The organism is Mycolicibacterium aubagnense (assembly GCF_010730955.1).
GTDB lineage: Bacteria > Actinomycetota > Actinomycetes > Mycobacteriales > Mycobacteriaceae > Mycobacterium > Mycobacterium aubagnense.
In genome coordinates, this window is record NZ_AP022577.1 from 3,188,818 (window position 1) to 3,207,856 (window position 19,039).

At 67.4% G+C, this 19,039-nt stretch carries 22 protein-coding genes and 1 pseudogene; 11 read left to right on the plus strand and 12 right to left on the minus strand.

Annotated elements, in window-relative coordinates; all coding sequences use genetic code 11:
- Positions 1 to 187 precede the first annotated feature (187 nt).
- Both gap and G6N59_RS15550 read left to right on the plus strand, forming a co-directional pair.
- Positions 188 to 1,210, plus strand: a complete 1,023-nt coding sequence (gene gap, locus G6N59_RS15545) for a type I glyceraldehyde-3-phosphate dehydrogenase (RefSeq protein WP_163911354.1) — start codon at positions 188 to 190, stop codon at positions 1,208 to 1,210.
- Positions 1,211 to 1,331: 121 nt separating this feature from the next.
- A complete protein-coding gene (locus G6N59_RS15550) occupies positions 1,332 to 1,706 on the plus strand; it encodes a WhiB family transcriptional regulator (protein ID WP_138233130.1) in 375 nt (124 codons plus the stop codon).
- 17 nt (positions 1,707 to 1,723) lie between these two features.
- Here the strand turns inward: G6N59_RS15550 and G6N59_RS15555 are convergent, their stop codons facing one another.
- From G6N59_RS15555 to G6N59_RS15565, 3 genes are all read right to left on the minus strand, one after another.
- A complete protein-coding gene (locus tag G6N59_RS15555; protein ID WP_138233131.1) occupies positions 1,724 to 2,620 on the minus strand; it encodes a DNA-3-methyladenine glycosylase family protein in 897 nt (298 codons plus the stop codon).
- Positions 2,621 to 2,629: 9 nt separating this feature from the next.
- On the minus strand, positions 2,630 to 2,995 hold the full coding sequence (locus G6N59_RS15560) for a DUF427 domain-containing protein (RefSeq protein ID WP_138233132.1): 366 nt from the start codon (positions 2,993 to 2,995) through the stop codon (positions 2,630 to 2,632).
- A gap of 97 nt (positions 2,996 to 3,092) precedes the next feature.
- The gene (locus G6N59_RS15565; RefSeq protein ID WP_138233133.1) at positions 3,093 to 3,728 is read right to left on the minus strand and encodes a chitin-binding protein; all 636 of its coding nucleotides are present in this window, start codon (positions 3,726 to 3,728) and stop codon (positions 3,093 to 3,095) included.
- 149 nt (positions 3,729 to 3,877) lie between these two features.
- On the opposite strand from G6N59_RS15565, the gene G6N59_RS15570 reads away from it, so the two are divergent.
- Complete coding sequence (locus tag G6N59_RS15570) at positions 3,878 to 4,348, plus strand: SRPBCC family protein (protein WP_138233134.1); 471 nt, start codon at positions 3,878 to 3,880, stop codon at positions 4,346 to 4,348.
- A 66-nt stretch (positions 4,349 to 4,414) separates the two neighbouring features.
- On the opposite strand, the gene G6N59_RS15575 is transcribed toward G6N59_RS15570, so the two are convergent.
- The 3 genes from G6N59_RS15575 to G6N59_RS15585 all read right to left on the minus strand — a co-directional run bounded on the left by G6N59_RS15575 (position 4,415) and on the right by G6N59_RS15585 (position 6,828).
- Entirely contained in the window at positions 4,415 to 5,236 is an 822-nt protein-coding gene (locus tag G6N59_RS15575; RefSeq protein WP_138233135.1) for a class I SAM-dependent methyltransferase, read from the minus strand.
- A 63-nt stretch (positions 5,237 to 5,299) separates the two neighbouring features.
- Positions 5,300 to 6,319, minus strand: a complete 1,020-nt coding sequence (locus G6N59_RS15580) for an NAD-dependent epimerase/dehydratase family protein (protein WP_179970206.1) — start codon at positions 6,317 to 6,319, stop codon at positions 5,300 to 5,302.
- Entirely contained in the window at positions 6,316 to 6,828 is a 513-nt protein-coding gene (locus G6N59_RS15585; RefSeq protein ID WP_138233137.1) for a nuclear transport factor 2 family protein, read from the minus strand. Before G6N59_RS15585 ends, G6N59_RS15580 begins: the two co-directional genes overlap by 4 nt.
- Before the next feature lie 92 nt (positions 6,829 to 6,920).
- Between G6N59_RS15585 and msrA the strand changes: the two genes are divergently transcribed.
- On the plus strand, positions 6,921 to 7,424 hold the full coding sequence (msrA, locus tag G6N59_RS15590; RefSeq protein WP_138233138.1) for a peptide-methionine (S)-S-oxide reductase MsrA: 504 nt from the start codon (positions 6,921 to 6,923) through the stop codon (positions 7,422 to 7,424).
- A gap of 45 nt (positions 7,425 to 7,469) precedes the next feature.
- Here msrA and G6N59_RS15595 read toward each other — a convergent pair whose 3' ends face one another.
- Together G6N59_RS15595 and G6N59_RS15600 are read right to left on the minus strand one after the other, a co-directional pair.
- Positions 7,470 to 8,288, minus strand: a complete 819-nt coding sequence (locus tag G6N59_RS15595) for an alpha/beta fold hydrolase (protein ID WP_138233139.1) — start codon at positions 8,286 to 8,288, stop codon at positions 7,470 to 7,472.
- 9 nt (positions 8,289 to 8,297) lie between these two features.
- A complete protein-coding gene (locus tag G6N59_RS15600) occupies positions 8,298 to 9,653 on the minus strand; it encodes a cytochrome P450 (protein ID WP_407665692.1) in 1,356 nt (451 codons plus the stop codon).
- 91 nt (positions 9,654 to 9,744) lie between these two features.
- Here G6N59_RS15600 and G6N59_RS15605 point away from each other — a divergent pair, with 91 nt between their 5' ends.
- Complete coding sequence (locus G6N59_RS15605) at positions 9,745 to 10,371, plus strand: TetR/AcrR family transcriptional regulator (RefSeq protein WP_138233141.1); 627 nt, start codon at positions 9,745 to 9,747, stop codon at positions 10,369 to 10,371.
- Here G6N59_RS15605 and G6N59_RS15610 read toward each other — a convergent pair.
- On the minus strand, positions 10,348 to 10,917 hold the full coding sequence (locus G6N59_RS15610) for a TetR/AcrR family transcriptional regulator (protein WP_138233142.1): 570 nt from the start codon (positions 10,915 to 10,917) through the stop codon (positions 10,348 to 10,350). The genes G6N59_RS15605 and G6N59_RS15610 overlap by 24 nt on opposite strands.
- 55 nt (positions 10,918 to 10,972) lie before the next feature.
- On the opposite strand from G6N59_RS15610, the pseudogene G6N59_RS15615 reads away from it, so the two are divergent.
- Positions 10,973 to 11,521: pseudogene (locus G6N59_RS15615) on the plus strand (nicotinamidase).
- Positions 11,522 to 11,547: 26 nt separating this feature from the next.
- Here the strand turns inward: G6N59_RS15615 and G6N59_RS15620 are convergent.
- A complete protein-coding gene (locus tag G6N59_RS15620) occupies positions 11,548 to 12,348 on the minus strand; it encodes an enoyl-CoA hydratase/isomerase family protein (RefSeq protein ID WP_138233143.1) in 801 nt (266 codons plus the stop codon).
- A 54-nt stretch (positions 12,349 to 12,402) separates the two neighbouring features.
- On the opposite strand from G6N59_RS15620, the gene G6N59_RS15625 reads away from it, so the two are divergent.
- From G6N59_RS15625 to G6N59_RS15645, 5 genes are all read left to right on the plus strand, one after another.
- Positions 12,403 to 12,861: a MarR family winged helix-turn-helix transcriptional regulator gene (locus tag G6N59_RS15625; RefSeq protein ID WP_138233144.1), complete on the plus strand. Its 459-nt coding sequence runs from the start codon at positions 12,403 to 12,405 to the stop codon at positions 12,859 to 12,861.
- Complete coding sequence (locus tag G6N59_RS15630) at positions 12,858 to 13,667, plus strand: ATP-binding cassette domain-containing protein (RefSeq protein ID WP_138233145.1); 810 nt, start codon at positions 12,858 to 12,860, stop codon at positions 13,665 to 13,667. The genes G6N59_RS15625 and G6N59_RS15630 overlap by 4 nt, the downstream gene beginning before the upstream one ends.
- Before the next feature lie 58 nt (positions 13,668 to 13,725).
- Positions 13,726 to 14,466 (plus strand): ABC transporter permease, encoded by a 741-nt coding sequence (locus tag G6N59_RS15635; RefSeq protein WP_234884460.1) that lies wholly within the window; start codon positions 13,726 to 13,728, stop codon positions 14,464 to 14,466.
- Positions 14,467 to 14,533: 67 nt separating this feature from the next.
- Positions 14,534 to 14,827 carry an SDR family NAD(P)-dependent oxidoreductase gene (locus G6N59_RS15640; RefSeq protein ID WP_138233147.1) on the plus strand — a complete coding sequence of 98 codons (294 nt, stop codon included), beginning with the start codon at positions 14,534 to 14,536 and terminating at the stop codon, positions 14,825 to 14,827.
- Between the two features lie 55 nt (positions 14,828 to 14,882).
- Positions 14,883 to 15,956 carry a cellulase family glycosylhydrolase gene (locus G6N59_RS15645; protein WP_138233148.1) on the plus strand — a complete coding sequence of 358 codons (1,074 nt, stop codon included), beginning with the start codon at positions 14,883 to 14,885 and terminating at the stop codon, positions 15,954 to 15,956.
- 51 nt (positions 15,957 to 16,007) lie between these two features.
- Here the strand turns inward: G6N59_RS15645 and G6N59_RS15650 are convergent, their stop codons facing one another.
- Together G6N59_RS15650 and treS are read right to left on the minus strand one after the other, a co-directional pair.
- Positions 16,008 to 17,279, minus strand: a complete 1,272-nt coding sequence (locus G6N59_RS15650; RefSeq protein ID WP_138233149.1) for a maltokinase N-terminal cap-like domain-containing protein — start codon at positions 17,277 to 17,279, stop codon at positions 16,008 to 16,010.
- The gene (gene treS / locus G6N59_RS15655; RefSeq protein ID WP_138233150.1) at positions 17,279 to 19,015 is read right to left on the minus strand and encodes a maltose alpha-D-glucosyltransferase; all 1,737 of its coding nucleotides are present in this window, start codon (positions 19,013 to 19,015) and stop codon (positions 17,279 to 17,281) included. Before treS ends, G6N59_RS15650 begins: the two co-directional genes overlap by 1 nt.
- Between the last annotated feature and the right edge of the window lie 24 nt (positions 19,016 to 19,039).

Below are 19,039 nucleotides of genomic sequence, written 5' to 3' on the forward strand. Positions count from 1 at the left end.
CGGTATGGTTCGTTCTGAAACGATCAAGCCCTGCTGCGGAGCCTCCGCGACGCCGCCCACGACGGCCGGCCCCGTGCGCTCAGTGGCACCCCACCACGCGGCAGCAGCACAGTTGCCCGCGGCCATACCGACCACGGTTGTGCCGCAACATGATTCGCAATTTCACCCCCAGCCAAGGAGATCAGCAGTGACCATTCGGATCGGCGTCAACGGTTTCGGCCGGATCGGGCGTAACTTCTTCCGGGCCCTGAACGCGCAGAAAGCGGCGGGTGGCAACACCGATCTGGAAATCGTGGCGGTCAACGACCTGACCGACACCACCACGCTGGCGCACCTGCTCAAGTACGACTCGATCCTGGGCCGGCTGCCCTATGACGTCCGTCCGGACGGCGAGGGGACCATCATCGTCGGCGACTCGAAGATCACCGCGCTGGCGATCAAGGACGGCCCCGCGGCCCTGCCGTGGGGTGACCTGGGCGTGGACGTCGTCGTCGAGTCGACCGGCCTGTTCACCGATGCGGCCAAAGCCAGAGGTCACCTTGATGCGGGGGCCAAGAAGGTGATCATCTCCGCCCCGGCGACCGGCGAGGACATCACCATCGTGATGGGTGTCAACGACGACAAGTACGACGGCAGCCAGAACATCATCTCCAACGCCTCGTGCACCACGAACTGCCTGGGCCCGCTGGCCAAAGTGTTGAATGACGAGTTCGGGATCGTGCGTGGGTTGATGACGACCATCCACGCCTACACCCAGGATCAGAACCTGCAGGACGGCCCACACAAGGACCTGCGCCGCGCGCGCGCCGCCGCGTTGAACATCGTGCCCACCTCCACCGGAGCGGCCAAGGCCATCGGCCTGGTCCTGCCCGAGCTGCAGGGCAAGCTCGACGGCTACGCGCTCCGGGTGCCGGTGCCCACCGGTTCGGTCACCGACCTGACCGCCGAGCTGGCGACGTCGGCCACGGCCGCGGAGATCAACGCCGCCATGCTGGCCGCGGCCGAGGGACCGCTGCGCGGAATTCTGAAGTACTACGACGAACCGATTGTCTCCAGCGACATCGTGACCGACCCACACAGCTCGCAGTTCGACGCGGGCCTGACCAAGGTCATCGGCAACCAGGCCAAGGTCGTCTCCTGGTACGACAACGAATGGGGCTACTCCAACCGCATCGCCGACCTCGCCGCACTGGTCGGAAAGTCCCTCTAGCCCGGCACAGGTGGTCCGCGGGCCGTTTGGTGCTTCGCGATCGGCGGCCGGTGGCCGGCCGCGGATCGCCAAGCAGCCCCGAAAGAACAGCGCCGAAAGAACAAGGAAGGTGCAGGCCAACATGACAGGCAGCCGAACAACGCTCCCGCTGCCCATGCCGACCGTCCGGCCGGTGGCCGACGAATGGGAGTGGCAAATCCAGGCGCGGTGCCGCACCGCGGACACCAACATCTTCTTCCATCCCGATGATGAACGCGGACTCGCACGCCGACGGCGGGTTGAACAGGCCAAGCAAATCTGCAGCACCTGCCCGGTCATAGTCCAGTGCGCCAACTTCGCGATGCGCGGCCGAGAACCGTACGGCACGTGGGGCGGCGTCTCGGAGACGGATCGGATGCAAATCCTGGACATCCGCAGCCGCCGCTCTGCGACGGGCCTGGCCCACGCCGCGCGCCGAGCCGCCCGGGAAGCCAAGCTCGATCGCGTCAGTTCCTGAGGTCGAGTACTCGACGACTAGAGTTCCTTCAGGTTCGGGATCGCCTGGCGCGCACCGAATCTCGGGTTGCGCGCCAGTCCACTGACCTCGAGCAGCCGCACGGCCCGGTGCCGGTGCGGGCGCAGAGGTTCCAGCAGTTCGACCATCGCGGCGTCGTCGATCGGGTGGCCCAACAGGGTCCAGCCGACCATCTTCGCCAGGTGGTAGTCACCCACCGAGAGGGCGTCGGCGTCGCCGAATGCCTTCTGCACGGTCTCGGCCGCCGTCCACACCCCGACGCCTGGTAACGACATCAACGCCGCCGTCGCGGTATCCGGCGTCAGCCGCTCCAGCGCGTCGGCCCGCTGCGCACACCCGACCAGGGTCCGGGCCCGGCCGGGGTCCACGTTGGCCCGGTGAAACTCCCACGACGGCACCCGCCGCCAGACGTCGGCCGTCGGGGGCAGACGCATGCCGGCCGGCGCCGGTCCGGGCGGCGGCGCGCCATACCGCGTGGTCAGCTTGCGGAACGCACTCCACGCATCGATGCCGTGCACCCGCTGTTCGAGGATCGCTGGGACCAGCGCCTCCAGCACGCGGCCGGTGCGGCACAAGCGCAGGTGAGGAACCCGCCGCCAGGCCTCGGCGATGACCGGATCGGTGGGCGCGAATCCGGTGGTGTCGTCTTCGGCGCCGACCAACCCTGGTAACCAGTCCAGGAATTCGGCGGCGCCCTGCCCCCACGCCTCGCAGTCGACCGTGTTCGGCTGCGACGAGGTGAGCCGGGCGGTCACCCCGCCGGTGCGCATCAGGCTGGTTCGCCAGATGGCGCCGTCGACGGTACGGAAGGTCGGGTCGGTCCCGCCGCGCCGCAGCGGCGACAACGTCAACCCGAGGCCGGCCGGACCGTCCAGGACCAGACTGACGGTGGGCACGGCTCCAGGTTAGGCGGGCTGCACCACGATCTCGGCCTTGTCGGGATAGAACGCGACCCGGCCCGCGATGTCCGCCACCGCCGGGTACGGCTGTTCGTAAGTCCAGATGACGTCTTCGACATCGCCGACGTGGTAGTACGCCGCGTCACCCTTGTACGGACAGTAGCTCGCGGTCACGCTCCGGGTGAGCCGCGACTGGTCGACGTCGGAAATCGGAAGATATTGCACCGCAGGGTAATTCGACTCTTGCAATGTGAGTGCTTCGGTCGATTCGGCAACCACGCTGCCATTGACCGTGACGGTGACGCGCCCGCGCGTGGGCGTAATCGTGATGGGATGTGCAGGACCGGGTTGCAGCACAGGACGTTCGCTCATATCTGGCCAACGTCTTTCCCGCCGCGTCGATTCCCGGGATGACGCTGGGCCCGCCACCAACGGCAGGCCCAGAGATCAGACGGCGATTGCTAACTGTTTACAGCGGAATCCAGATACCGAAGAACCAGAAGCCCCACGCATTGAATCCCGGATCGAACACCGGGAACACGGTCTGGCCCCAGTAGTCGAACGGCGGAGGCGGAGGCGCCCACGGCGGCGGCGCGACCCAATCGATGTCTGGCCTCGGCGGGGGTCCCCAGCCCCACGGCCCTGGGCCGTCGCCCCACGGCGGCGGAGCGCCGCGCCAGTGCCAGTCACCAGGGCCCGGGTCGCCCGGTCTGGGGTGCCAGTTGCCCTGGCCGGGGTGCCAATCGTCATGGTCGCCGGGTCCGCCCGGCGGCGGACCACCCGGCGGGTTCCAATTGCCGTGATCCCCGGGCCCACCCGGCGGCGGACCACCCGGCGGGTTCCAATTGCCGTGATCCCCGGGCCCACCCGGCGGCGGTCCACCCGGCGGGTTCCAGTTGCCATGATCTCCCGGTCCACCCGGGGGCTGGCCACCATTCGGCCCATTGTGTGGCCCACCCGGCCCCGGCCCACCTGGACCGTTACACGTCTGCCCAGGTGGGCAGAACCCCGGCTGTGCCTGTGCGATATTGACGCCAAATCCCGCAATCGCCGCGCTCACCCCGCCGGTGAGTGCGGTCGCTATGACTAGTTTCTTGATGCTCATATCAACTCAACTCCTTCATTGGAAGGTGCCGCCATGCGGTTTATCGCACGGGGACCCCTAAACGGTTACCCCCGCAATTAGGAATTAGCTGTGTCTGAACTATGCAAAATTTTCTGGCCCTCGCTCGAGCGTGTGCCTACGATCGCCCCATGACCGCACAGGGCCCCGCCTCCGTCACCGCCGCCATCGAGATCGCCGCCAGCCCGTCAGCTGTGTACGCGTTGCTCACCGATCTGCCCACGCTGGCATCGCTGGCCGAGGAGGCCCACACGATGGAGTGGCAGAAGGGGTCTTCGGCCACTCCCGGATCGGTCTTCAAGGGATACAACCGCAACGGCTCGAAGACGTGGACCACCAGCTGCACCGTCACCGAGGCCGAGCCGGGCAAGACGTTCGGCTTCGCTGTGAAGTCCGCTATCGTGCCCATCGCGCACTGGCGCTACGACATCACCGAGACCGCGGGCGGTTGCCTGGTCACCGAGTCCACGTGGGACAACCGGCCGGGCCTGCTGAAGATGTTCGCCGCCTCGCTCACCGGTGTCGCTGACCGCGATGCGGCCAACGCCGAGAACATCCGGTTGACGCTCGAGCGCCTGAAGGCCCGCGCCGAAGCCGCGTAGCCGCACGACGATCAAGTGGCGAGGGACGAGCCGCGATGAGAAGTGCGGCAAATCAGGCGTAGCCGGTCAGCCCCACGAATACCGGTGGTACTGCGACATATAACGCATACCGGGCACGACACGCATGACGGCGGCCACCACGCGCAGTCCCGTCGGCAGCCGGTCGTAGCCGTCGGTGTCCAAAGCCGACACCCACGACAGCAGCCGCAGACCCGGGACCGCCGACAGCACGTCGTCGGGGCTGTCCATGGCCCACTGCAACGTCGCACCCGAACGGCGCACGACCGAGTTGGTCCATTGCAGTTTCACGCCCAGCCGGCTGAAGGCGTCGAATTGCAGCTCCCCGCAAGGGAACTGCGCCACGATACGGCGCAACAGGGCCTGCCCGTCGGCCTCGCTCAGGTACATGGTGAGGCCCTCGGCCAGCATGAGCACCGGACGGTCCGCCGGGATATCAGCCAGCCACGCCGGGTCGGTCACCGATGCGGACACGATGTGACAGTGCTCGCGGGCGGGATACAACCGCCGGCGCAGATCGGCGACTTCCGGGTAGTCGATGTCGTACCAGTCGACGCCCGGCCCCGGATCCAGCCGGTAGTACCGGCTGTCCAGCCCGCAACCCAGATGCAGCACAACGGCTTCCGGATGCACGGCGAGGAACTGCCGGGTGGTCATATCGAAGTAGGCGGACCGGAGGGTGACCCCTGGCGATCTGGCCGCCGTCATCGTCGTCCGCGACCAGTCGTAGTCGATGCCGGCGACGACGTCCCTGGCATAGGTGTCATGCAGCACCGAGTTCGGCAGGTCGGCATCGAGCGCCTTGCCGTACAGCGTGGCCAGCATGGTCTGGGGCGCCCCCGTCAGGTCCACCGGCAATCTGTCCGTCATGGTTTCGACGCTAGCCGTGGCCGGCGCTGTCGCGCCACGACTTAACGCCGTACGGCGCGTTGTTCAGCCCGTGGATTTCTGGGCTTGGCGCGCCTTTCGCAGGCCGATCCAGAACCGCGCCGCCTCCCGCACCGCGTCCTCCACCGGCCTTGGCTCCCAACCCAATTCGGCCCGCGCCTTGGTGCAGTCGACCGGCGCCTCGGCACGCATCAGCCGCAGCGACGCCAGCGACAAGTGCTCGTCGGTGCCTTTGAGCCGGCCCTTGATGGTGCCCATGGTGGCCAGCGCGTAGGTCACCGGCAGCGACAGCGACTTGGCCGGAGGCGGTACGCCCGCCTCGGCCGCGGCGATCCGCGCCACCTCCGCATTGCTGATCATCTTGTCGGAGATCAGGTATCGCTCACCGGGCCTGCCCCTTTCGGCCGCCAGGATCAGTGCCCGCGCGGCGTCGTTGACGTCGACCGCTTCCAGTTCGATGCCGCTCATCACGAACGGCAGCTTCCCGAACGCGGCGCCGGCGATGATGGCGCCGTGCGGGGTACGGCCCCAGTCGGTTCCGCCGTACGTGGTGGACACGCACATCGCGACCGCCGGCAGCCCGCGCTCGCGGGCGTACGCGAGCACCAGCTTCTCGGCCTGCACGCGTGACCGCACGTACGGCGGCAACGTCCGTTCGTCGGCGATGTCCGCTTCGGTGGAGACGAACCCACGCTTGCGCCCGACCGTGGCGTAGCTACTGGTGAAAACGAATTTCTTGAGGCCCGAAGCGATTTCGGGCTCCACCGCGACGTCCAGCACGTTGCGGGTGCCCTCGACGTTGGTGCGGAACAACGGCGACGGGTCCCGAAGCCAGCCGCGGGTGTCGACCACGCAGTAATAGACGACGTCGGCTCCGGTCATCGCCGCACGCAGGGTGTCGTTGTCCCAGATGTCGCCTTCGTAGCGGGTGACGGCAAGGTCGTCGATGCCGATGGTGTTCGCGCCGGCCCGCACCATGACCCGCACGTCTTCCCCGGCGGCCGCGAGCTGCCGGGTCACGTGCGAGCCGAGGTAGCCGTTGGCCCCGATGACGAGCGCGGTCACCGGTGCCCCCTGCCGCCGAACTTGCGCATCCATTCCTCGGCCACGTCGGGCAATGTGCCCAGGGCTTCGGCCTTCCTGCACCACGCCATGGTGGTCTCGAGGAACTTCATGGGGTTGTAGATGTCTTCCTGCTTGCTCCACAGCCCGTCGCCCGCGTACGTCATGATCGAGATGTTGGTGGCGCCGATGATGGTGCCGTCACCGGGATCGCGCATGGGGTTGTCCAGTTCGCAGATGACGCGGCCGGTCGCCTCGTCGTACACCTTCCACAGCGACGGAAACGACGTCATGTAGCTGCCGGGGAAGTTCTCCATGGTGTTCCAGATCCAGGGCCGCACCTCTTCGCGCCCGTGCATGGTGCCCATGGCGTGCTCGATGTACAGCACGTCCTCGGTGTAGTGGTCGGTCCACGGATCCCAGTCGCGCGTCTGGGCGGCGCGATCCACGGTCTGCTCGAAGACCTCGAAGGCCGCGATGAGCTCCTCGCGGCTGAAAGTGTTGCCCGTCACAGGAAAACTAGAACACGTTCTAGCGGCGTTTGTCGAGCACTTGCGCAGTCGCCGGGAGTTCGGTTCTCTGGAGTCAAACCGAGGAGGCGTACATGACCGACACTGCGACCGCGATCCTGGCCGGCGGCTGCTTCTGGGGGATGCAGGACCTGATCCGCAAACAGCCGGGGGTGCTGACCACGCGCGTCGGCTACACGGGCGGAAAGAACGATCACCCGACCTATCGCAACCATCCGGGCCACGCCGAGGCCGTCGAAATCGAGTACGACCCGAATCAGACCGATTTTCGGGCGCTACTGGAGTTCTTCTTCCAAATCCACGATCCGTCGACCGTCAATCGGCAGGGCAACGACGTCGGCACGAGCTACCGCTCGGCGATCTTCTACACCGATGACGACCAGAAGCGCGTCGCCGAAGACACCATCGCCGACGTCGACGCGTCCGGGCTGTGGCCCGGCAAGGTCGTCACCGAGGTGACGCCGGCCGTCGACTTCTGGGAGGCCGAGCCCGAACACCAGGACTACCTGGAACGCATCCCCAACGGCTATACCTGCCACTTCCCGCGGCCGGGTTGGAAGTTGCCCAAGCGAGCGTGATTTGTGCACGATTTTCCGCGCCTGCCGCGGATTTTCGTGCACAAATCACACGGTCGCGGCGCGCTCGGTGATCAGCCGGGCGACCAGCTCGGGATGCTGATCGGGCAACCAGTGGTTGGCACCCTCCACGATCTCGAACTTGTACGGCGCGTGGACGAACTGCTCGGTCAGCAGGGCGCCCTTGCGGCCGAGGGCGATGTCGCCGTCGCTCCAGATGTAGGTGGTCGGCCGGGTTACCGGGGTGAACGCCGATTTCGGGTTCACGAACGGCATGGCGCGGTACCAGTTGAGCGCGGTCGTCAGGGCGCCGCTGTCGAACACCTCGGCCCGCGTGACGGCCAGGGCGTCGGCGGTCATACCGCTGCGCGGCATGGCCAGCTTCGCGAATTGCTCACCGAGCCACGGCAGCTGGAAGATCAGCATGTAATAGGAGTGCAGCGCCTGCGTCCCGACGACCATCGCCTTCAGGAAGGCGCCGGTGTGCGGCACCGAGACCGCGGTCAGCGTGCGCACCAGCTCCGGCCGCCTCGCAGTCAGTGCCCAGGCTATCGCCGCACCCCAGTCGTGCCCGACCACGTGCACCGGTCCGCCGACCACGTCGATCAGCGCGGCGACGTCATCGGTCAGTTTGGGAATCGTGTACTGCCGCCGGCCACGCGGCCGGGCACCGGCCGAATAGCCGCGCTGATTGGGTACCAAGGTACGGAAGCCTTTGGCGTGCAACAGCTCCGACACCGCCGCCCAGGACTCGGCGGTCTGCGGAAAGCCGTGCAACAACACCACGACGTCGCCGTCGATGGGGCCGGAGTCGACCACGTCGAAGGTCAGTCCGTCATGGCGGTACTGCGAAATCCGTTCGGTCACCGCTCGAACCTACAGCGGCGTGACGCGACGGCGCAGCGTCACGCGACCACCGTCTTTCGGCGTGTACGCGACACCGCGCGAGAAGACCTTCTCCCCCGCGGCGGCGTTGACCTGAATCGCGAAGTGGCGCAGCACCGTCCGTAGCACGACGTCCATCTCGACCTGCGCGAAGACCGCTCCGACACACCGCCGGGTGCCACCGCCGAACGGCAGGAACGCCAGCGGCGGCCGGCGCCCGATGAATCGCTGCGGGTCGAACCGCTCGGGATCGGCGAATTCCTTTGCGTCCTCGTGCATGTGGTCGATGGCGACGATGACCGAGAAGCCGCGCGGGATCACCCATTCGCCGAGCTGGAAACTCGGGGCGTACACATGCCTGCCGGCGAAGTCGATGATGGTGCGGATGCGTTGCACCTCCAGCAGGACGGCTTGCCGGTACTCATCCGTCTCGCCGGTCGCGACCTCGTCTTCGAGCCGTCGCAGCACCTCCGGATGACGGGAGATCCGCTCGAAGACCCACGCCATCGTGGCCGCGGTGGTTTCGTGGCCCGCCGCCAGCAGGGTCAGCAGTTCGTCGGCAATGTCGCTGCGGGACATGGCCGTACCGTCTTCGTAGGTGCTGCGGAGCAGTAGCGCCAGGACGTCGTCTCGGCTCTCGAGATCGGGGGCGGCGGCGACCGTGTCGATCAGCCGGCCGACGACCTCGTCGTACTGCCGCCGGTATTCGGCGAGCCGGCCCCACGGCGTGAGGCGGCCGTAGGTGCGCGTCGGCATGGGCAGCACCGCGAGCCGCGACCCCAGGGTGACCCACGGCGGGATGATGCGCCGCAGCTCGTCGAGATGGCGGCCGTCGGCCCCGAACACCGCGCGCAGAATGGCGTTGAGGGTGATGTGCATCATCGGTTCGAGCGTGGGGAACGACGTGCCCTCCGGCCAGGAGGCCGCCGCGCGCAGCGTCTCTTCTTCGAAGATGCGCTCGTAGTTCTTGATGCTCTTGCCGTGGAACGGCGGGGTCAGCAGCTTGCGGCGCAGCCGGTGCTCGGCGCCGTCGAGCGCGAACACCGATCCGCTGCCGAGCACGCGGGACAGGTTCGGCTGGATGTTGCCGACGTCAGCGGGATTCGCGGCGAACAACTGCTTGGCCAGCTGCGGGTCCGTCACCATGACCGCGCGTCCGAAAACCGGTGCGTCACAGGTGAAGACCGGCCCGAGCCGCGGCACCATGCGGTTGACGAACCTGCGCCGGTTGGTCGCGAAGGCCACGCCCTGCAGGAGTTTGGGAATCCCGGTCGCCGGCGGCAGATGGATCGCCGGGGCACGCTCGGCGAGTTCAGCGGTGACGGTTTCGGTCATGGCACGCTCCAAGCCACTTATTACGCGGTACCACGGTGTACCGCAGGGATGTCGGGTACGGTACCGGCTGGTACCACTGGTAGGCAAGGGTTCTGGGAGAGAGATGGCAGACGGCGAGGTCAACTCGGCGCAATCGGCTGCGCAGCCGTTCCGCGGGCGGCTGCTCGACGGGCTGGCGACCTCGCTGGCCACCCGGGGTTACCGCGACACCACCGTCGCCGACATCGTCCGTAACGCCAAGACCTCCAAGCGCACGTTCTATGACGAGTTCGCCAGCAAGGAAGAGTGTTTCGTCGAGTTGTTGCGCACCAACAACGAGGACCTCATCGCCCGCATCCGCGCCGCCATCGATCCCGACGCCGGGTGGGAGCAGCAGGTGCGTTATGCGGTCGACGCCTACGTCGCGCACATCGCGTCCCGGCCCGCGATCACGCTGAGCTGGATCCGCGAGGCGCCGGCCCTCGGCGACGCGGCACAACCGCTGAATCGTCATGCCATGGAGCAGCTCACCGACATGGTTGTGGACCTCACGAGCGGCGCGGGATTTCAGCGGGCCGGGCTGTCCCCGATCGGCCGGCCGGTGGCCCTGATCCTGCTCGGCGGTCTTCGCGAACTCACCGCGCTGATCGTCGAGGACGGCCGCGACGTCGACCAACTCACCGAACCGGCGCTCACCGCCGCGCTCGCGATCCTCGGCGCGCGGTCGTCAGCGCAGCATCAGCCGGGCTGACTTCTCCAGCCGCTCCGCGATGTCGTCGTACGACGTGAACCCCATGCCCGCGCGGACCAGCGCGCCCGAATAGAGCATTTCCAGCGATTCGATGACGTCCTCGTCCACATCCGGGCCGAGCGCCGCCGCCAGCCGGGACCGGATGTCGTGGGCGATGCGCTGCCGCAGCACCTCGACATCGGGATCGCGCCCAAGCAGCGCGTTGGTCACCGCCCCGGCGAACTCCGGTTCGTCGATGACGAGCAGCGCGATGTGCCGCAGCACCTCTGTCACCCGGGTCGCGGGGTCGTCGGAGTCGTGCTCCGCGGGCGGCGAGGATGCCAACCGGCGCCAGAACACCTCCGCGACCAGGTGTTCCTTGGACGAGAAGTAGGTGTAGGCGGTTGCCGCCCCGACGCCCGCATCGGCCGCGACCCGCCGGACCGTCAGACCCGCGAAACCCTCGCGACGCAGCAGGTCGAGGGCGGCACGGCTCAGCCGGTCGACCGTATCGGCCTGTTTGGCCGTCAAACGGCGCCGGGTGGGCTCAAGCGCCTGTTCGGACACGTGTCCGGACGCTACGGCAACAGGCGAGGCGCAGCAACCGGTCTACCGTGGACGCATGCGGGCGCTGATCGTCGTCGACGTGCAGAACGACTTCTGCGCGGGCGGTTCCCTCGCGGTGTCCGGCGGCGACGCCGTGGCGCGCGCGATCACCGGTCTGCTGGCCCGGCGCGAGTATCAGCACGTCGTGGCCACGGCCGACCATCACGTCGACCCCGGTGACCACTTCTCCGGCGAACCCGACTTCCTGACCTCGTGGCCGCCGCACTGAGTTGCCGGTACCCCGGGCGAGCAGTTCCACCCCGAACTGGACACCTCGACCATCGAAGCGGTGTTCCGCAAAGGCCGGCACTCGGCGGCGTACAGCGGGTTCGAGGGAGCCGACGAGTCCGGGACCGGGCTCGCGGACTGGCTGCGCGCCCGTGGCATCGATGAGGTCGACGTGGTCGGCATCGCGACCGACTACTGCGTCAAAGCGACGGCAGCCGACGCCGTGGAGGCCGGGTTCCGCACCCGGGTCCTGCTCGACTACACCGCCGGGGTGTCTGCCGAAGGCGCTGCGAATGCCGTTGCCGCACTGAAGGATTTTGGAGTGACGGTGGCCTGAAGCAGTTCCCGTCGCTCCGCTCGCCCCTAGACCGTCGGATCCACCGGCCGGCCCGACCACCGCGGCGGCCGCCCGGCCTGCAACGCCCGCACACCTTCCCTGGCATCGTCGTGCGCCATCACTGCGCGGTGAATCTCGGTCTCCCGCTCCCCCACTTCGTCGCGTGACAGTTCGAACGAATCCCAGAGCAGCCGCTTGCTGGCGGCCACCGACATCGGCGCCGTGTTGTCCGCGATGTCGTGGGCGACAGCCAGCGCGGCCGGCAGCACCTCGTCGGCGGGCAGCACCCGGCTCGTGATACCCAGCTCGGCGGCCCGATTTCCGTCGAAAGTTGTTCCGGTCAAGAGGATTTCGGCGGCTCGCGCGATGCCGACCAGCCGCGGCAGCGCCCAATGCGAGTACGCGTCCCCCACCACGCCGCGGCGCACCTGCACGACGCCATAGCGCGCGTCGGCGGCGAAGATTCGAATGTCGCACTGCAGCGCCAGGGTCAGCCCCAATCCGATCGCGTGCCCGTTGACCGCCGCGATCACCGGCTTGCTCAACGACCACGCAGGCACCGGGATGCCGGCCGCGCTGAACTCCGGGCCCGGCGCCGCGAACGTCTGGTCGCCCGCCGCCAGGTCGGCGCCGGCGCAGAACGCCGGTGGCGCCCCGGTCAGCACGATGGCCCGGACATCGTCGGCCGCGTTGCCGCGGGTGTAGGCGTCGGCGAGTTCCTCCCGCATCCCGTCCCCAAAAGCGTTGCGCCGCTCCGGCCGGTTCAGCGTCAACGTCACCACACCGCCGTCGAATGCGGTCAGCAGGGTGCGGTACGCGGGGAACACTGCCCGAGTAAACCACGGGCTGCAATACCTCTGTAACAGAGCTATTATCAGAACGTGCCCGCCCACTCAGGCCTCACCGCCGACCTCACCACCGACCTTTTCCACACCGTCGGTCGCTTCCGCCGACAGTTGCGCCGGACCGCCGGAGGCAGTTTCGCCGGCGTCACCCAATCTCAGGCCGAACTGCTCAGACTGGTCGGCCGCCAGCCCGGCATCTCGGTACGGGAAGCCGCGCAGGAACTCGGCCTGGCCGCCAATACCGCGTCGACCCTGGTCTCCAAGCTGGCCGCAGACGAGCTACTGGTCCGCAGTGCCGACCCCGACGACCGCCGCATCGGCCGGCTCCGGCTGACCGAACCCGCCCAGCAGCTCGCCGATCAGACCCGGGCTTCCCGGCGGGCCGCCCTCGACGTCGTACTGAAACAACTCAGTGGCGAGCAAATCGATGATCTGACAAAGGGTTTGAACGTGCTGGCGGAAATGACCCGGATGCTCCAGGAGGGCCGGCCATGAGTACTCCCGCCATCGCATGCGACCACGTCACCCACCGCTACGGCGATTTCACCGCGGTAGACGACGTCAGCCTCACCGTCGACGTGGGTGAAACCATGGGACTACTCGGACCCAACGGCGCCGGGAAGACCACCCTGGTACGGCTGCTCACCACCCTGACCCCGGTGCAGCACGGGCAGGTACGCATCTTCGGACTCGACGCGGGGCGCCGCACCATGGATATCCGGCAGAACCTCGGTTATGTGCCGCAACAACTTTCGATCGAGTCGGCCCTCACCGGACGCCAGAACGTGGACCTGTTCGCCCGGCTGTACGACGTGCCGCGACGCGAACGCCGAGCGCGGGTCGACGACGCGCTCGACGCCATGCAACTGCTCGACGTCGCCGACCGCCCCGCCAAGGCGTATTCCGGCGGCATGGTCCGGCGCCTCGAACTGGCGCAGGCGCTGGTGAACCGGCCGTCGCTGTTGATCCTCGACGAACCCACCGTCGGCCTGGATCCCATTGCCCGCGACAGTGTCTGGACTCAAGTCGCGACCATGCAGCGGGAGTTCGGCATGACAGTCCTGCTCACCACCCACTACATGGAGGAAGCCGACGCGCTGTGCGACCGGGTTGCCCTCATGCACCACGGCATCCTGCAGGCCGTCGGCTCCCCCACGGATCTGAAAGCGACACTCGGACCGTCCGCCACCCTCGAGGACGTCTTCCGGCACTACGCCGGCTCCGACCTGTCCGGGGATGACGAACGACAATCCCTGCAGGACATCCGTGCCGGAAGGAGGACGGCCCGCCGTGTCGGTTGACGTCGAACTGGTCACCGCGCCCCGAGGTGTCCAGCGCATCGGTGGCCTCGCCCGCCGGATGGGCGCGTTCGCGCTCGTCGAACTGCAGAAGCTGCGCTACGACCGCACCGAGCTGGTCACCCGGATGATTCAGCCCGCTCTGTGGCTGCTGATCTTCGGCCAGACCTTCTCCCGGTTGCACGTCATCAGCACCGGCAACGTCCCGTATCTGTCATTCCTGGCGCCCGGCATCATCGCCCAGTCGGCGCTGTTCATCTCGATCTTCTACGGCATCCAGATCGTCTGGGACCGCGACGCCGGCATCCTGGCCAAACTGATGGTCACCCCGTCACCTGCATCGGCGCTGATCACCGGCAAGGCCTTCGCGGCGGGGGTCCGATCGATAGCCCAGGTGATCGGGGTGTTGGCGATCGCGCTGCTGATGGGCATCCATCTCAGTTTCAACCCGCTGCACATCCTGGCGGCCATGGCGGTGGTGATGCTCGGCTCGGCATTCTTCTCTTGCCTGTCAATGACTTTGGCGGGGCTGGTCCGCAACCGCGACCGCTTGATGGGCATCGGCCAGGCCATCACCATGCCGCTGTTCTTCGCCTCCAACGCGTTGTATCCGGTGGACATCATGCCCGGCTGGCTGCACGCGCTCTCCACCGTGAATCCGCTGTCCTACGAGGTGAACGCACTGCGCTCACTCCTGCTGGGCACCCCGGGCCACACCCTGCTGGACATCGCGGTGCTGGCCGTGGCAGCAGTGCTCGGCATCGCTACGGCATCGGCCCTGCTGCGCCGGCTGGTGCGCTGAGCGACGCTGTCCGAGCACCTAATCGGTTCTCATCTCACGCCTAGGCCGCGCGGGTTGACTCGGTGTCATGAAGCACAGCATCGTCGCGGTCGTCCTGGACGCCGGCACCGACGCCGGACTGGCCACCGCCCACAACCTGTTGGCCGACGGACACCGGGTGGTGGTGACCGCCCGGCAGCCAGCCTCGCTGGTACGCATCACCCACGGCTATCCGGCCGATCGCGTCTACGCACTGGCAGCCGACACTCGCGACCGACGGCAGCTCGATCGGGTGCTGGCGCTGACTCGCGCCCGATTCGGCCGCGTCGACATGATCGTCGACCCCAAGCTGTATCGCTCGGTCATGCCCGCCGCGGCCTGAGTTGCTGTTAGGTTCGAGCCAATCGGCAGCTCACGGCCACAGATTGGAACGAACGTTGCGCTACCCACTCAAGATCGCTGCGACCATCTTCACCGTCGCGGCAGTTTCCGCCGCCGCCACCGAAACCCTGGCCAATAGCCCGGCCACCATCCCCTTCATCCCGACGGGCATCAGCCAGTCGGCCAGCAGTGTCGGCTTCGCCGACTCCGATGTGTTCGGCATGAACCCTGCAGACATCAACCACACTTTCGATCTGATGGCGGAAACGGGTGTCCACTCCGTTCGGATCATCATCCCGTGGGCCGGCGTCGAGCCGTCCCAGGGCAACTTCGACTGGGGTCAGGTCGACACCGTTGTCGGCGCGGCCAACGCCCACCGCATGTCGGTGGTCGGCGCGCTGGTGGCGACGCCCGCCTGGGCCGTCGCCCCCGGCGCGCAACCGATCAGCGGCCCGCCCGCATCGGCAGAGGCGTACGGAGACTTCGCCGGCGCCGTCGCGTCCCACTTCCGGGGCCGCGTCGATGCCTATGAGATCTGGAACGAGCCGAATGCCGTGATGTCCTGGACCTCGGGCCCGCAGGGACCCCAGCCGGACGTCTATGCCGGATTGCTCAAGGCCTCGTACCCGAAGATCAAGGCCGCCGACAGGGGCGCCGTGGTGATCGGCGGCGTGGTGGGCGCCGTCGTCTCATTCTTCGCGTTGACCATGGATCCGGTGACGTTCGTACAGAAGATGTACGCGGCGGGTGCGGCCGGTTCGTTCGACGCGCTGTCGTTCCACCCGTACCACTACAACCTCAAGTTCTCGGCCGGCGCCGGAGTGCCCAACTCGCCGCTGAGCCAGACCGACGGCATCCACCAGGCCATGGCCGCCAACGGCGACGGCGGCAAGAAGATCTGGGCCACCGAGTACGGCGAGCCCAACTCGGCCGTCGACGAGGCCACCCAGGCCGACTACATCCGCGACTTCCTGGCCAAGTGGCGCACCCTGCCGTACGCCGGCCCGTCGTACATCTACACCACGCGCGACCGCGCCACCGGCAGCGCAAACCCCGAGGAATCCATCGGCGTCTACCGCACCGACTGGACGCCGAAGCCGGCTCAGGCGGTCGTGAAGTCCATGGCCTGACAGTGATTTCGGCGTGATTCGTGACGGTCGCCGATACGAATCACGCCGACATCAGCCGCTGACGATGTTCGCGATGGCTCCCAGCGGCAGGTCGAGCCAGTGCGGCCGGTGCCGGGCTTCGTACCCCGCTTCGTACACCGCCTTGTCGAGTTCGTAGGCGGCGAGTAGCTCAGCGTCGGGGTCCATGCCGCCGCCCTCGGCGTAGCCCGCACAGAACGCCGTCCGGTTGCGGTCGGCCCACTCGCGGGCGCGCGCGGCGAGTTGCTTGCGCCGCTGATCGTTGCCGCCACCCTCGGTCAGCCGCTGGAACGCCGCGTACTGATAGGACCGCAGGATGCCCGCGACGTCGCGCAGCGGCGAGTCCGGCGCCCGGCGCTGATCCAGGGCCTGCCCGGGTTCGCCTTCGAAGTCGATGAGCAGCCAGGTCTCGGGGGTTCTCAGCACCTGCCCCAGATGCAGGTCTCCGTGAATCCGTTGCACCGTGATCGGCTGGCCCTCGAGCGCGCGGTAGCGGCCCTCGATGGCTGCGGCGAACTCGCGGACCTGTGGCACCGACGCGGCCACCGCCTCCAGCCGCTCGAGCATCGTCCCTACCGGAAACGGCGCCGTGGCCGTGCCGAGCTCAGCAGCCAGCGTGGCGTGTACCGCCGCGACGGCGTGCCCCAGCCGCTCCGACTCCCCGGCGAAGTCGCCGCCGACCTCGTCGGCGTACAGGTCACCTTCGGCATACAGGTCCCGGGTACTGGCGACGGCCATGTCCCAGCCCTCGGCGGCGTTGTCGGCGAATCGGGCCAGCATGCCCAACGCTGTTTCCGGACCGCCCGCCAACGACATCGTCCCCAGCAGCGGAGCCACATGCGGGCTGCCGGCCCGGCTCAGCACCCGGGTGAGCTCGATGTCGGGATTGACCCCGGGCGTCACCCGGCGGAACAGCTTGAGGATCGCGGAGTCGCCGAACACGACGCTGGTGTTGCTCTGCTCGGCTCCGACCACGCGCGACGGCTCCCCCACCGGCAGCTGTACACCGGGCTCCGCGGCGAACGAGACCGGACCGATCGTCGCCGACTCGGCGATCAAGCCCAACAGCAGGTTCGCGACCTCGGGGTCACCCATGGCATCGAACGCGGTATCGCCGTCCATCAGCCGGCGCAGCAGCACCTGGTACCGCTCGCCAGGGCCGTCGGCATAGCTGACGTCGAGCAGTACCAGGTCGACGTCGTCGCGCAGGGGCACCGTCAGCGCGGGTTCGACGCCGGTCAGTTCGCGGTTGCGGCCGGCGTACCAGCGTTGCTGGGTCAGATATTCGATCAACTCTGAATCCATCACGGCTCCTCACCGACAGGCGCGCGCAAGGAGAACCAGTAGAAACCATGCCCGGGCAGCGTCAACAGGTACGGCAGCTCCCCGATGCGGGGGAACTCAACCCGGCCGGTCAGTTCAACCGGGGTGTAGCCGTTCCAATGCTGCAGGTTCAGTTCGATCGGTTGGGGAAAACGGGACAAATTGTTGACGCAGAGAACGGTGTCCACTTCACCATCGCCGTCGAACTCGCGCACGTACGTCAGCGCCGACGGATTGGACCCGCCCAGCTCCCGGAACGAGCCCACGGCGAACGCATCGTGCCGCCGCCGCACGGCGAGCATGGTGCGCGTCCAGTTCAGAAGGGAATTCGAAATATCGCGCTGTGCTTCGACATTCACCGCCTGGTAGCCGTAGATCGGGTCCTGGCTCGGCGGCACGTACAGCCGGCCGGGGTTGGCGGTCGAGAACCCGGCGTTGCGGTCCGGTGACCACTGCATGGGGGTTCGCACGCCGTCGCGGTCACCGAGCCAGATGATGTCGCCCATCCCGATCTCGTCACCGTAGTACAGGACCGGGGATCCAGGTAGCGACAACAACATCGCGGTGAACAGTTCGGTCTGGTTGCGGTCGTTCTCCAACAACGGGGCCAGCCGCCGGCGGATGCCGACGTTGGCCTTCATCCGCGGATCCTTGGCGTACTCCGAGTACATGTAGTCGCGCTCGTCGTCGGTGACCATCTCCAGGGTCAGCTCGTCGTGATTGCGCAGAAAGATGCCCCACTGAGCCAAGTCCGGTATCGGTGGGGTCTGGGCCAGGATCTCCGAGATCGGGAAGCGCGATTCCCGACGGACCGCCATGAAAATCCTTGGCATCAGCGGGAAATGGAAGGCCATGTGGCATTCGTCGCCGCCGGTCTCCGGGTCGCCGAAATACGCGACGACGTCCGCCGGCCACTGGTTGGCCTCGGCCAGCAGCACCCGGCCCGGGTATTCGTCGTCGATCACCTTGCGGCAGCGTTTGAGGAAGGCATGCGTCTCGGGCAGATTCTCGCAGTTGGTGCCCTCGCGCTCGAACAGGTACGGCACCGCGTCCAGCCGGAACCCGTCGATGCCCAGGCTCAGCCAGAAGCGGAGCACGTCGATCATCGCTTCCTGCACGGCAGGGTTGTCGTAGTTCAGGTCGGGCTGGTGCGAGAAGAACCGGTGCCAGTAAAACTGCTTGCGCACGGCGTCGAAGGTCCAGTTGGACTCTTCGGTGTCGACGAAGATGACGCGTGCGTCCTGGTACTTCTCGCTGGTGTCGCTCCATACGTAGTAGTCGCCGTAGGGCCCGGTGGGGTCCCGGCGGGATTCCTGAAACCACGCGTGCGTATCCGAGGTGTGGTTCATCACCAGGTCGGTGATGACGCGGATACCGCGCCGGTGCGCGGCGTCCAGCAGGGCGACGAAGTCCTCGACGGTGCCGAACTCCGGCAGCACCTTGTAGAAGTCGCGGATGTCGTAGCCGCCGTCACGCAACGGCGAATCATAGAAAGGTGGCAACCAAATACAGTCGACACCAAGCCATTTCAAATAGTCGAGTCGCTCAGTGAGACCTCGGAGGTCACCTGAGCCGTCGGCGTCTGAGTCGTAGAAGGCACGGACCAACACCTCATAGAAAACCGCGCGCTTGAACCAGGTGCGGTCCTCGGGGAGGACCCGCGCGTGTCCGAAGTCCGCGGCGCTTGGATGTTCCACGCCACCGCCCGAGGCATCCATCGCCAACCAACGTACCCGCGTCGC